Annotated in this window: 11 protein-coding genes and 1 riboswitch; of the genes, 10 read left to right on the forward strand and 1 reads right to left on the reverse strand. The window is 43.1% G+C overall.

Annotation, left to right across the window (positions count from 1 at the left end; translation table 11 throughout):
* Window positions 1-118: 118 nt before the first annotated feature.
* Entirely contained in the window at window positions 119-874 is a 756-nt protein-coding gene (locus O3627_RS00435) for a CPBP family intramembrane glutamic endopeptidase (RefSeq protein ID WP_009659084.1), read from the forward strand.
* Window positions 875-919: 45 nt separating this feature from the next.
* Here the strand turns inward: O3627_RS00435 and O3627_RS00440 are convergent, their stop codons facing one another.
* The gene (locus O3627_RS00440) at window positions 920-2,365 is read right to left on the reverse strand and encodes a UDP-N-acetylmuramoyl-L-alanyl-D-glutamate--L-lysine ligase (protein WP_125382859.1); all 1,446 of its coding nucleotides are present in this window, start codon (window positions 2,363-2,365) and stop codon (window positions 920-922) included.
* 86 nt (window positions 2,366-2,451) lie between these two features.
* Between O3627_RS00440 and O3627_RS00445 the strand changes: the two genes are divergently transcribed.
* The 9 genes from O3627_RS00445 (at window position 2,452) to O3627_RS00485 (ending at window position 13,417) form a co-directional block, all read left to right on the forward strand.
* Window positions 2,452-4,080 carry a polysaccharide biosynthesis protein gene (locus O3627_RS00445; protein ID WP_343092035.1) on the forward strand — a complete coding sequence of 543 codons (1,629 nt, stop codon included), beginning with the start codon at window positions 2,452-2,454 and terminating at the stop codon, window positions 4,078-4,080.
* A 97-nt stretch (window positions 4,081-4,177) separates the two neighbouring features.
* The gene (locus tag O3627_RS00450) at window positions 4,178-5,335 is read left to right on the forward strand and encodes a cystathionine gamma-synthase (protein ID WP_125382856.1); all 1,158 of its coding nucleotides are present in this window, start codon (window positions 4,178-4,180) and stop codon (window positions 5,333-5,335) included.
* A complete protein-coding gene (locus O3627_RS00455) occupies window positions 5,328-6,503 on the forward strand; it encodes a MalY/PatB family protein (RefSeq protein ID WP_002899790.1) in 1,176 nt (391 codons plus the stop codon). Before O3627_RS00450 ends, O3627_RS00455 begins: the two co-directional genes overlap by 8 nt.
* Before the next feature lie 74 nt (window positions 6,504-6,577).
* Window positions 6,578-6,733: riboswitch (M-box (ykoK) riboswitch) on the forward strand.
* Window positions 6,734-6,883: 150 nt separating this feature from the next.
* Window positions 6,884-7,495, forward strand: a complete 612-nt coding sequence (locus tag O3627_RS00460; RefSeq protein ID WP_002899791.1) for a glutathione S-transferase family protein — start codon at window positions 6,884-6,886, stop codon at window positions 7,493-7,495.
* 157 nt (window positions 7,496-7,652) lie between these two features.
* The gene (mgtA, locus tag O3627_RS00465) at window positions 7,653-10,313 is read left to right on the forward strand and encodes a magnesium-translocating P-type ATPase (protein WP_002913260.1); all 2,661 of its coding nucleotides are present in this window, start codon (window positions 7,653-7,655) and stop codon (window positions 10,311-10,313) included.
* 97 nt (window positions 10,314-10,410) lie between these two features.
* Window positions 10,411-11,040 carry a uracil phosphoribosyltransferase gene (gene upp / locus O3627_RS00470; RefSeq protein WP_002894672.1) on the forward strand — a complete coding sequence of 210 codons (630 nt, stop codon included), beginning with the start codon at window positions 10,411-10,413 and terminating at the stop codon, window positions 11,038-11,040.
* An 80-nt stretch (window positions 11,041-11,120) separates the two neighbouring features.
* Window positions 11,121-11,738 (forward strand): ATP-dependent Clp protease proteolytic subunit, encoded by a 618-nt coding sequence (locus tag O3627_RS00475; RefSeq protein WP_223313447.1) that lies wholly within the window; start codon window positions 11,121-11,123, stop codon window positions 11,736-11,738.
* A gap of 160 nt (window positions 11,739-11,898) precedes the next feature.
* Window positions 11,899-12,168 carry a YlbG family protein gene (locus O3627_RS00480; RefSeq protein WP_002894676.1) on the forward strand — a complete coding sequence of 90 codons (270 nt, stop codon included), beginning with the start codon at window positions 11,899-11,901 and terminating at the stop codon, window positions 12,166-12,168.
* Between the two features lie 88 nt (window positions 12,169-12,256).
* Window positions 12,257-13,417: an ABC transporter substrate-binding protein gene (locus tag O3627_RS00485; RefSeq protein WP_002894677.1), complete on the forward strand. Its 1,161-nt coding sequence runs from the start codon at window positions 12,257-12,259 to the stop codon at window positions 13,415-13,417.
* The last annotated feature ends 27 nt before the right edge of the window (window positions 13,418-13,444 follow it).

Below are 13,444 nucleotides of genomic sequence, written 5' to 3' on the forward strand. Positions count from 1 at the left end.
ATAAAAAAGTTTTATAAATTTGTAAATAATAAAAATTTAAGCTTTTCGTGCTAAGATAGAAATATAAAAAAGAACCTGAAATGATGACATAAATTTACAGCTGGTGAAAGGAAAAATGATGAAATTATTGACAAACCTACGCCCCTCCAAGCCTTTGAAAGAGCTGAGATGGTTTGATATTGCAGTGATTACCCTGCTCATGTTTGGGCAGTTTATTTATCGCTCAACGGAGCTTTATCTAGCTAGCTTTGCACCAGCTGCCAGCACAGGAGCGACTGAAACGGTGACCAATACAGCCACTGAAGGAGCGGCTTTTTCTAGCAATTTCAATTTTCAGCTGCTGATGCTGGTCTTGACCATTCTTTACCTATTGTTTCGGCGCTTTGACTTTAAGCAGCTTCCTATCCGTCTGAGCTGGTCGGTTCTCCTCTGGACTCCTCTTATTTTTGTAGCAGTAGGGTTCTTTGGTGACATTGTGACGACGCTGAGCGGCGAGTATAATTACTTTGATCCAACTCTCTGGTCTTATGTAGATGTGCTAGAAATCTTCCGGAAATTTGCTGAACTGACACCTATGGCCATCCTCTACGGACTTCTCAATGGCTTCTATGAAGAATTCTTCTTTCTGGGTCTTATGACCTCTGTTAAGGATAAGTATAAGTGGTGGGCGCTGGCTTACTCTACTATCATTCGGATTTCTTTCCACACCTATCAGGGCATGCTGTGGGCCTTGGTTATCGGAGTGGTGTACGGTCTCTTTTACTATTTCCTTTACAAGTACAAGGTCAAGAACCTACTGCCTTTCTTTCTCATGCACGCCTTGGCGGATATGTTTGGCTCCAGCTTGATGTACGTTCTGATTAAATGGCGGTGATTTTTACAAAACGACAATAAAAAGGCGATATGCTCGCCTTTTTTCTTATAAATACTTTTCTGCAAGTGCATAGTCTCCTGGATAGGCTACTTTTTCTCCTTCTACGATTTGGTAAGCATCCGCTCCTTTACCGGCCAGAATGACGGCATCTCCCTCTCGGTCTGTCAGGCTGAGAGCTTTTTTGATGGCTTCCTCTCGGTCGGCTATTTTTTCCACTGGATAGGAGATGTAGGATGCGATTTCCTCCGCAATGGCTAGAGGGTCTTCATAGTTGGGGTCGTCCGCGGTTAAGATAACGGTCAGCTCAGGATGCTGATTAAGTAGGCGACCGAAGTCTTTGCGGCGGCTTTCACCCTTGTTGCCTGTAGCACCTAAGAGAAGAATAATCTTGCCCTTTTGGTGTTCCTCTACGACAGACAGCAGGTTTCTCAGGCTGACGCCATTGTGAGCATAGTCAACGAAGATCTTGGCGCCATTTTTCTGAGTCAGAACTTCCATACGGCCTGGGACTCGGGTTGCGGCAATTCCTTTTTTGATGTCTTTGAGGCTAGCACCCAGACGCAGACAGGCAAGACCAGCCGCTACTGCATTTTCCTGATTGAAGCGGCCGATGAGCTGGATATCGTAGTGGCCAGCTAATTTACCAGCAGCTTCAAAGCTGAAAGCCTGAGAATCTATGATGGTATTGCTTGAGCCTGCTCCATAGAAATCGTGTTCCATAGAAGCGACTTGCTCTTTCACGATTTGGAAATGATTCATGCCGCTATTTACGATAACTGCTCGGCTATTGTCCATCAATAGTCGCTTATTGTAGAAATAATCCTCAAAAGTAGGATGCTCAATAGGGCCGATATGGTCTGGGCTGATATTAAGAAAGACACCGACATCAAAGGTTAGGCCATAGACCCTTTTCTTGAGATAAGCCTGACTGGAAACTTCCATGATGAGATGAGTCCGATCATTAGCAAGGGCTTGGGCCATCATTTTAATAAGATCCAGACTCTCTGGTGTTGTCAGAGTTGACTTGAAGAAAGTCTCGCCATCCAAAGTAGTGTTCATAGTCGAGAGCAGGGCAGGGCGATGACTTTGGGAAAGGATTTGATAGGCAAAATAAGCTGTAGTTGTCTTACCCTTGGTGCCAGTAAAGGCAAGTAATTTGAGTTTCTTCTCCGGATGGCTGTAAAATTCCATGGCTAAGAGACTCATGGCCTGCTTGACATCGTTGACTAAGAGGACCGGAATGCCCACTTGAAAGTCTGTCTCGCTGATATAAAAGCGCAGGCCAGCTGTGACGGCTTTTTCTAGAAATTCTTTCTTAAAAGCCTCACCCTTGACAAAAAAGAGGGTAGAGGCATCTGCTTCCCTGCTGTCATAACTGATACTATCGAAAGTCAAGCCGCTATAAGAGAAGAAGTATTCTCCGTCTTTGACAATATCACGAAAATTATGGTCTTCTTTTAAAATATCTAATACGGTTTCAATTTTAATCATAAATCTATTGTAAACCTTATGGCTGGGTTTTACAAGAGGCAAGGAAAAGTTTATAATAAAAGAAGAATAAATAGAAGAGGTTTTCTATGAGCCAAGAAACAACAAGCCAGCAGCAGCAGATGCTGCGGGGAACTGCCTGGCTAACTGCCAGCAATTTTATCAGTCGTCTTCTGGGTGCCATCTATATCATTCCTTGGTATATCTGGATGGGCAAGCATGGTGCCGAGGCCAATGGCCTTTTTACTATGGGCTACAATATCTATGCCTGGTTTTTACTGATTTCGACAGCCGGCGTGCCAGTGGCAGTGGCCAAGCAGGTAGCTAAGTACAATACCATTGACAAGGAAGAGCACAGCTTTACTTTGATTCGCGAGTTTCTCAAGTTTATGCTGCTTTTAGGAGCTGTTTTTGCAGTGATTATGTACCTGCTTTCACCAGTTTTCGCTTCTATGTCTGGCGGTGGTTCAGACTTGGTGCCAGTCATGCAGAGTCTGTCTTTGGCTGTTTTGATATTCCCATCAATGAGCGTTATCCGAGGTTTTTTCCAAGGGTTTAACAATCTCAAGCCTTATGCCATCAGTCAGATTGCGGAGCAGGTCATTCGGGTTATCTGGATGCTGCTGACAGCCTTTTTCATCATGAAAATCGGTTCTGGCAACTATGTAGAAGCGGTTACCCAGTCCACCTTTGCCGCCTTTATCGGTATGCTGGCTAGCATGGCTGTCTTAGCCTTCTATCTCTGGAAGACAGGGATGCTGACTTCTATCCTTCATAAGTCTACCAATGCAGGGGAGATCAATAGCCATGCCCTCCTCTGGGATACAATCCGAGAAGCCATTCCTTTCATTATCACAGGATCTGCCATTCAGCTTTTTCAGATTATTGACCAAAATACCTTTATCCATGTCATGGGCTGGATCAGCAAGTACAGCAAGTCCGAGCTGCTGGTTCAGTTTGCCTACTTCTCAGCAAATCCTAATAAAATCACCATGATTTTAATTGCAGTGGCGACTTCTATCGGCGGTGTTGGGATTCCGCTTCTGACCGAGAACTATGTCAAAGGTGATTTTCGCTCGGCTGCCCGCTTGGTGCAGGATAATCTTAGTATGCTGATTTTCTTTATCTTGCCAGCAACCATTGGTGCTGCTTTGGTAGCGGAACCTCTGTATACTGTTTTCTATGGCAAGCCAGACGGCTTAGCACTGGGACTTTTCATCTTTGCTATGCTGCAGACCATTATCCTCAGTCTATATACGGTGTTAGCTCCGATGATTCAAGCCCTCTTCCAAAATCGAAAAGCTATTATTTACTTCCTCTATGGAGTAGGAGTCAAGCTGGTGCTGCAAGTACCCTTGATTTATATTTTCAAAGCTTATGGACCTCTTCTTGCGACGACAGTTGGCTTGATTATCCCAATCCTGCTCATGTATCAGGAAATTCGCAAGGTAACATGTCTGAATCCTAAGAACCTCTTTAAACGGAGTCTCCTGTCAGTGATTCTGACGGTTCTGATGACTATCTTTGTCTTGGTAGCAGAGCTTCTTATCGGTCTCTTCCTTCATCCTAGCGGCCGAGTTTCCAGCTTTGTCTATATAGCTCTGATTGGCGGTATCGGTCTTGCTGTCTATGGCGGTCTAGCGCTCAAAGTTCGCCTTATGGATCGCTTTATCGGTTCAAAAGCGGCTAGTCTGCGCCGACGCTTTCATATCTATTAAAAAGCCGCAGGGCTTTTTAATTTTTATCTTTATTATGTCTAAAACATCAACATTATAGTTTCAAACTATAGCTAGCTCTTGGAAAGAAAAAAGATAAATGTTTTCAAAAGATGTTACAATAGAGGGTGAAATATTAGCGAAGGATTGGAAGGTTAATATGAGTAAGGACGTAAAATTAAATACACTACTGGCTCAGGCTGGGGTTAAAAAAGATGAAACAACTGGTGCTTTAACAACACCCCTGCATTTTTCAACAACCTACCAGCACCCTGAGTTTGGCCAGTCAACAGGTTATGACTATACTCGGACCAAGAATCCAACGCGGGTTAGCTTGGAAGAGACTCTGGCTGCTATCGAAAGTGCAAATTATGCTCTAGCGACTAGCTCTGGTATGTCGGCTATTGTGCTGGCCTTTAGTGCCTTTCCATTTGGCAGCAAGGTTTTGGCTGTTCGGGATCTCTATGGTGGCTCTTTTCGCTGGTTTGCTCAGGCTGAAGCAGAAGGGGGCTTTGCTTTTACCTATGCCAATACAGAAGAAGAACTACTGAATAATCTGACAGAGGATATAGATATTGTCTATATCGAGACACCGACCAATCCTCTTATGGTAGAGTTTGACATTGCCCGCATTTCCCAAGCAGCTCATGAGCGAGGAGCAGCTGTCATTGTGGATAATACCTTCTATAGTCCCATTTATCAAAGACCGCTGGAGGATGGAGCAGATATTGTTCTGCACTCTGCAACCAAGTATCTGGGCGGGCACAATGATGTCTTGGCCGGAGCTATCATGACTAATGATGCTGCTATTTATGACAAGCTTTTCTATAATCTCAATACAACTGGGCCAGTCCTGTCTCCTTTTGACAGCTATCTGCTTTTGCGCGGTCTCAAGACACTGGCTCTACGCATGGAGCGCTCTACTCAGAATGCGCAAGAAGTAGTCGCTTTTCTGAAGCAATCTCCTGCGGTAAAAGAGGTTCTCTATCCAGGCAAGGGTGGTATGATTTCCTTTAAAGTTGTGGACGAAGGCAAGATTCCTCATCTCCTAAATAGCCTGAAAGTCTTTACCTTTGCGGAAAGTTTAGGAGGAGTGGAGAGCTTGATTACCTATCCGACGACCCAGACTCACGCAGACATTCCAGTGGAAGTGCGTCATTCTTATGGCTTAACTGATGATTTGCTACGCCTGTCAATTGGAATTGAGGATAGTCGAGATTTGGTAGACGATTTACGTGCAGCCTTGGAGAATGAATAATATGGGAAGATATAATTTTGAAAAAGCACCCTGTCGTGTAGGGCATCATACTTATAAATGGAAAGAAGCGGAGAAGGACAAAGAAGTTCTGCCAGCCTGGATTGCGGATATGGATTTTGAAGTCCTGCCTGAAATCCAGCAAGCTGTTCATGACTACGCTAATCAGTTGGTCTATGGCTATACCTATGCCAGTGAAGAGCTAATCAATGCTGTTCTAGATTGGGAGCGGGATGAGCACGACTATACCTTTGATCGGGATGCTTTGGTATTTATCGAGGGGGTTGTTCCTGCTATTTCGACGGCTATCCAAGCCTTTACCAAGGAAGGGGATGCTGTTCTAATCAACACTCCTGTTTACCCACCTTTTGCCCGCAGTGTCAAGCTCAATAATCGTCAGCTTATTACCAATTCTTTGATAGAGCAGGATGGTCTCTTTCAGATTGACTTTGAGAAGCTAGAGCGGGACATTGTAGACAATGAAGTCAAGATTTATGTTCTTTGCAATCCGCACAATCCTGGAGGTCGAGTTTGGGAACGGGAAGTGTTAGAGAAAATTGGCCGCCTCTGTCAAAAGTACGGCGTTCTCCTGGTCTCAGACGAAATTCATCAAGATTTGACGCTGTTTGGCCATGAACATCAGTCTTTTAATACTGTCTCGCCTGACTTTAAGGACTTTAGTCTGATTTTAGCAAGTGCGACTAAAACCTTTAATATTGCTGGAACTAAAAATTCCTATGCTGTGATTGAGAATCCTAGCTTGCGGCATCAGTTTAAAAAACGCCAGCTGGCCAATAACCAGCATGAAATTCCTGGTCTTGGATTTCTAGCTACAGAAGCAGCCTATCGTTACGGTTGGTCTTGGTTGATGGAGCTCAAGGAAGTTCTGGAGAAGAATGTGAATTTTGTGGTTGATTATTTTGCCAAAGAGGCACCGCGCCTGCGGATCATGAAGCCTCAAGGGACTTATCTGATTTGGCTGGACTTTTCAGATTATGGCCTGACAGATGACCAGCTCTTTCAGCTGCTACGAGAAGAGGCAAAGGTCGTCCTGAATAGAGGAAGTGATTTTGGCCAAGAAGGTAAAGGTCATGCTCGCCTAAATGTTGCTGCTCCAGAGACCATGGTTGAAGAAATCTGCTCCCGTATTGCAGAGGTATTGCCAAAATAAATCAAAAATTTTTTGAAATTTGTTTCAAGTGAGAAAAATGATTGACAATCCTCCCAAAGAGGAGTATAGTAATAGTGGAAAATCGGTAGGTGAGGCTACCATAAGGATACGGATGACTACCGCAAAGCAGTGGAGACACTACTCGTTGGTCAACAGTCCTGATCGCCAAGGTCAAGACTAAGCTCATTTCATCGCCTTATGGAGTTAAAGCTTGAACGGTGAATGCTTGCTTTATCTGTGCTTAAAACAATGAAGCGAATAACCTGACATGCAAACGACCCTGCTGAGAAATTGGCAGGGTATTCTTTTTTGTTGAAAATATTTCAAGAGAGTAAATAGTTGATTGCCTGCCTCTTAAGAAACAAGAAAGAGGAGGAATAATGAAATTTTGGTATTCTAGTACCAGTCCTTTTGCGCGTAAAGTATATGTTACAATTTTACACCATCATTTAGAGGAGCAAGTGGATATTCAGAAAGTTCAGGTGGCTTTTGATAGAAATTCACCGCACAATCAAGATAATCCTTTAGGTAGAATTCCTGCTTTTCAAGCTTCCAGTGGAGAATGGTTATATGGTAGTGATTTAATTTCTCAATATTTAGACGAACTAGGTCAGGAAGTTTCACTTTTCCCCAATGGAATGGATAAATGGCATGTTTTAAATATACTGTCCATTGCTGAAGGAATTTTGGAAAATACAATGCCGATTGTTGCGGAAAAATTTTTCCATGAAAAAGAACATTGGTGGAAAGACAGACATCAGCAAATTGAAGAGAGAAATATACGGAGTTTGTCTTTGTTAGAGAAACTGGCTACTGAGCAAGGGCTCTCTTTAAATATTGCAACAATCCAAGTAGTTGCTCTTGTAGATTGGTGGAATTTACGTGAAGAAGTTATTGGATTATCTTTAAAAGAAAATTTTCCAGAATTGCAAGATTGGACACAGAAGATGAATGCCACTTTTGAGGTCTTGCAGGCATCTTGGGACTTTTAATTGTTTTTATAAATTAAGAAAGGAGACATGCGATGCAAATTGACGATTATCCGGAACCGCACATACACAGCCAATCGCTGATTTGTGTCGTTCTGTCCTCATAAAGTGATTGGTCCCTGTGTATGAAATTTAACAATCATACATCAAGGAGAAACCAATGAAAACAGTAAAAGAAAGATTAGTTGCTGCTCTGCAGCTTCCTGTAAAAGAAACTCTGGCATTTTACAAGAGTTCCTTTCGCGGCCTGACAGAAGAGCAGGTCGAAGAAAATCGTGACCTTTATGGTGAGAATATCATCACAAAGGGTCAGGAAGACTCTATTCTAAAGAAAATTTACGAGTCTATCATTAACCCCTTTACAGTCATCCTATTGGTGATTGCCCTAGTGTCCTTAGTAACAAATGTCTGGCTGGCTAAGCCTGGTGAGGAAGATCCGACAACTTCCATCATCATTGTTGTTCTGGTGCTGATTTCTGGAGGCATTCGTTTTGTTCAGGAATTGCGGAGCGACCGCGCTGCTAGCAATCTGTCTCGGCTGATTGTCAACACGGCTACGGTTATCCGTGAAGGAGCAGAGCAGGAACTTCCGATTGATGAGCTTGTTGTAGGAGACATCATCAAACTTAGTGCTGGAGACATGATTCCTGCAGATGTACTGCTGCTGGATTCGCGTGATTTCTTTGTTCAGCAGTCCGGCCTGACAGGGGAAAGTGATGCAGTAGAAAAGGTCTGTTTGGCCAAGTCAGATGAACAAAATCTCGATAGCCTTTTAGAAACAGAGTCGCTGGCCTTTATGGGAACCAACGTTATTTCCGGAAGAGCTACAGCTCTGGTGCTGGTGGTTGGCGATGAGACCATGATGGGAGCCATTGAGCAGACGCTTAACACCTATGATGAGCCGACCTCTTTTGAGCGCGAGATGAATAGCATTTCCTGGCTCTTGATTCGTCTGATGCTTATCATGGTTCCAGTCGTGTTCTTCATAAACGGTCTGACAGACGGCGACTGGCTGGAAGCAGGTGTCTTTGCTCTCAGCGTTGGAGTTGGCTTGACTCCAGAAATGCTGCCTATGATTATCACAGCGAGCTTGGCTAAAGGTTCTATTATCATGGCTCAGGAAAAGGTCGTGATTAAGAAGCTGAATGCCATCCAAGACCTAGGAGCTATTGATATCCTTTGTACGGATAAGACAGGTACACTGACCCAAGACGAGATTGTGTTGGAATACCCGCTGGATATTCATGGTGATTTGGACCTAGCAGTGCTCCGTCGTGCCTTTCTCAATTCCTACTATCAAACTGGTCTCAAAAATCTCATGGATCGGGCTATTATTAATCGGACGGAGAAAGAAGCAGAAAAGCATGAGATTGTCCGTAATCTAGACCAAACCTTTAAGAAAATTGATGAACTGCCCTTTGATTTCGAGCGTCGTCGTATGAGTGTCATCGTCAAGGATGATGAGGATGTTATCAGCATGGTGACCAAGGGGGCCTTGGAGGAAATGCTGGCTATCTCTAGCCATGTAGAATACAAGAAACGCATTACAGTACTGACTGAGGAGATTCGTCAGGAAATCCTTTCGGAAGTGTCCCAACTCAATGAGCAAGGTCTGCGCGTGCTTGGTGTTAGCTACAAGTCAGACTTAGAAGAAGATTACAACTATGAATTGAAGGATGAGTCCGACATGATTTTGACGGGCTATCTGGCTTTCCTAGATCCTCCTAAGTCATCTGCGGCTCCAGCTATTGAAACCTTGGCTGAGTACGGAGTTGCTACTAAGATTTTGACCGGTGATAATGATAAGGTGACCCAGGCAGTTTGTGAAAAGGTTGGGTTAGATGTAGATAATATCTTACTAGGCGTAGAGGTAGATGCTTTATCAGATGAGGAATTGAGCCAAGCAGTAGAGCATACAACGGTTTTTGCCAAGCTCTCACCTGACCAAAAAGCTCGGATCATTCTCCAACTCAAGGCCAATGGTCACAAGGTTGGCTACATGGGTGATGGTATCAATGATGCACCTTCTATGAAGGTAGCAGATGTGGGTATTTCTGTTGATACAGCTGTCGATATTGCCAAGGAAACGGCAGATGTCATTCTGCTGGACAAGGACCTCATGGTTCTGGAGAAGGGGTTGGTAGAGGGACGCAAGGTCTATGCCAACATGACCAAGTACATTAAGATGACGGTCAGTTCCAATTTTGGGAATATCTTTTCTCTTCTCTTTGCTAGCATTTTTCTGCCTTTTCTACCTATGGCACCAGTTCATCTGATTGTCCTCAATCTGGTTTATGACCTGTCCTGTATCGCTCTGCCCTTTGATAATGTGGATAGTGAATTTCTCAAGAGACCTCATATCTGGTCAGCCACTTCCATTACCCGATTTATGGCTTGGATTGGACCGATTTCATCCGTTTTTGATGTTTTGACCTATCTGGTGCTCTACTTTATTATCGTGCCTATGATAACAGGAGGTAGCTATCAAGCAGGTAGTGGACAGGCAGAGACCTTTATCACTCTTTTTCAAACAGGCTGGTTCATTGAGTCTATGTGGACTCAGACCATGGTCATCTACATGCTACGCTCACCTAAGCTGCCATTTGTGCAAAGCCGTCCTGCTTTATCTGTCATTGTGACGACCATGGCAGCAGCCCTCTTTGTTACTTCCCTGCCATACAGCCTCTTTGCGTCAGTTCTGAAGACAGCTCCGCTGAATGGCACTTATTTCCTTTTCCTCCTCTTGATTATTGCGCTTTATATGGTTAGTGTGACCCTTGTTAAACACCTTTATATCAAGCGCTATAGAGAATGGCTGTAAGGTGAAGAAAATCTTTGAAAAGGCTTGCTTATGGCAAGCCTTTTCACACTTTTTTTGATATAATAAGAAGAATAAATTGAAAGAAGGAAATCCAATCATGGGAAAACTTGAAGTTATCGCTCATCCGCTTATTCAGCATAAATTGTCTATCTTGCGTCGTACAGATACCTCTACCAAGGCTTTTCGTGAATTAGTTGATGAAATCGCAATGCTCATGGGATATGAAGTTTTGCGCGATTTACCACTTGAAGATGTAGAAATTGAAACACCAATTACAAAAACAGTCCAAAAGCAGATTGCAGGGAAAAAATTAGCTATTGTTCCAATCTTGCGGGCTGGTATTGGCATGGTGGATGGACTTCTGAGCTTGGTTCCAGCAGCCAAAGTTGGGCATATTGGAATGTACCGTGATGAAGAAACTCTGAAGCCGGTTGAGTATCTGGTCAAGTTGCCAGAAGATATCGACCAACGTCAAATTTTCGTTGTAGATCCAATGCTAGCTACGGGTGGTTCTGCTATCTTGGCTGTGGATTCTCTGAAGAAACGTGGTGCTAGCCACATTACATTTGTCTGCTTGGTTTCTGCGCCTGAAGGAGTAAAAGCCTTGCAGGAAGCTCATCCAGATGTTGATATTTTCACAGCGGCTCTGGATGACCATCTCAATGACCATGGTTATATCGTACCAGGACTGGGAGATGCAGGAGATCGTCTTTTCGGAACCAAGTAAAAGTTTCTATTTGACCTTTTTTGACCAAAAGGATATAATAGTCTCGTAATTTGAAATTCTATTTCCTAGTTTGATAGAAAATTTTAAAAAGAGAAAGAGAGAAAACTATGATTCCTGTAGTTATTGAACAAACCAGCCGAGGGGAGCGCTCCTATGATATTTACTCCCGGCTATTAAAAGATCGGATTATCATGCTGACTGGTCCAGTAGAGGATAATATGGCTAATTCAGTCATTGCCCAGCTCCTTTTCTTGGACGCTCAAGACAATACTAAAGATATTTATCTCTATGTAAATACGCCGGGCGGATCTGTCTCAGCAGGTCTGGCCATTGTGGATACTATGAACTTCATCAAGTCTGATGTTCAGACCATTGTTATGGGTGTAGCTGCCAGTATGGGAACGGTCATTGCTTCCAGTGGTGCCAAAGGCAAACGCTTCATGCTGCCAAATGCGGAATATTTGATTCACCAGCCAATGGGAGGAGCTGGAAGTGGTACTCAGCAAACGGATATGGCTATTGTAGCTGAGCACTTGCTTAGAACTCGTAATACCTTGGAAAAAATCTTGGCCGAAAACTCTGGCAAGTCCGTTGAGCAAATCCATAAGGATGCGGAACGCGATTACTGGATGAGTGCTCAGGAAACCTTGGAATACGGCTTTATTGATGAAATCATGGAAAATAGCAATCTGAGCTAACAGAGGAGGAGCCAAAAGCGGCTCCTTTTTTGCTGTTTTGAATCTGACAAGCTACCAATTTCTGGTGTTTTAAGCTGACTATAAAGCTTTTGAGGGCTAGTTTTTTTGACCTATCTTTGCTATAATCATCTAAGAACTACATGGACCGGAAAGGAGTTTTATGATAGAGAGAGAAGAAAGAGTGGGCTTGATTGTCTATCTTTACTATAATCGAGATGCCAAAAAACTGGCAAACTTTGGGGATATTATTTATCATTCTAAGAAGCATCGTTATTTGCATCTCTATGTCAATCAAGAGGACGCCCAGAACTTACAGGAGAATCTGCCCAAGGAGCGCTATGTTAAGCAAGTTCGGATTTCTCACATAAAAGAACTGGATCAAAACTTTGTTGGAAGCCTGTATAGAGAGCAAGAAAACGTTATCATTTGATAAAATTTCTATAAGGGGTTGACAATTGTCAGATAATTCGATATATTCTTACTATATCATCAATCAAATCACTTAAGGAGATTTCGGAATGAAGAAAAAATTTGCACTATCCTTAGTAGCTTTTGCTAGTGCGGCTCTTCTCGCAGCTTGTGGAGAAGTATCCAATAACAACTCAACAGCAACTGGTACAGAAATTGGCGATACGATTAAATTTGGTTTTAACTTTGAAGAATCAGGTGAAGTAGCAGCCTACGGTACAGCTGAACAACATGGTGCTCAGTTGGCCGTTGATGAAATCAACGCTGCTGGCGGCGTAGATGGCAAGAAGATTGAAGTTACTGATAAGGATAACAAATCAGAAACAGCTGAAGCATCTACCATCACTACTAGCTTGGTTACCCAAAGCAAGGTAAATGCAATCATTGGCCCTGCGACTTCTGGAGCTACAGCTTCAGCTACTGCAAATGCTGCTAAAGCAGGTGTACCAATCATTACACCAAGTGCGACACAGGATGATCTGACCAACAAGCAAGATTATCTTTACCGTGCAACTTTCATTGATAGCTACCAAGGTAAAATCATTTCTAAGTATGTTACTGATAACTTGAAAGCTAAGAAAGTCGTTCTTTACTACGACCAATCTAGTGACTACGCTAAAGGAATGGCGGATGCTTTCAAGAAGGAATTCAAGGGTGAGATTGTAGCAACAGAAACCTTCCAATCCAAGGATACAGACTTCCAAGCTGCTTTGACAAAGATTAAGGGTAAAGAATTTGACGCTCTGGTTGTTCCAGGTTACTATACTGAAGCTGGTAAAATTGTCAATCAAGCGCGTGGTTTAGGTATTGACCAAACAATCGTTGGTCCTGATGGCTTTGGTGATGCTAAGTTCGTTGAGCAAGCAACTCCTGCTGCAGCTACAAATGTTTACTATGTATCTGGCTTTACAACTTCTGGTGAAATGTCAGAAAAAGCTAAGAAGTTTATTGAAGCATACAAAGCTAAGTACAAAGAAGAGCCTTCTATGTTTGCAGCTCTGGCATATGACTCTGTTTATATGGCAGCAGAAGCAGCCAAAGGTGCTAAAACTTCTGTAGATATCAAAGACAACTTGGCTAAGCTTAAAGATTTCGATGGAGTAACTGGTTCAATCACTATTGATAAAGATCACAATCCAGTGAAAACAGCTCTGATGATTGGCTTGAAAGACGGTCAAGTAGATACTGTAGAAACAGTTAAAGCGGAATAATAGTTACGAGGCTGGGGCTATCCCAGT

Origin of the sequence: Streptococcus sp. 27098_8_82, from assembly GCF_041431615.1 — a bacterium.
GTDB classification, from domain to species: domain Bacteria; phylum Bacillota; class Bacilli; order Lactobacillales; family Streptococcaceae; genus Streptococcus; species Streptococcus sanguinis_K.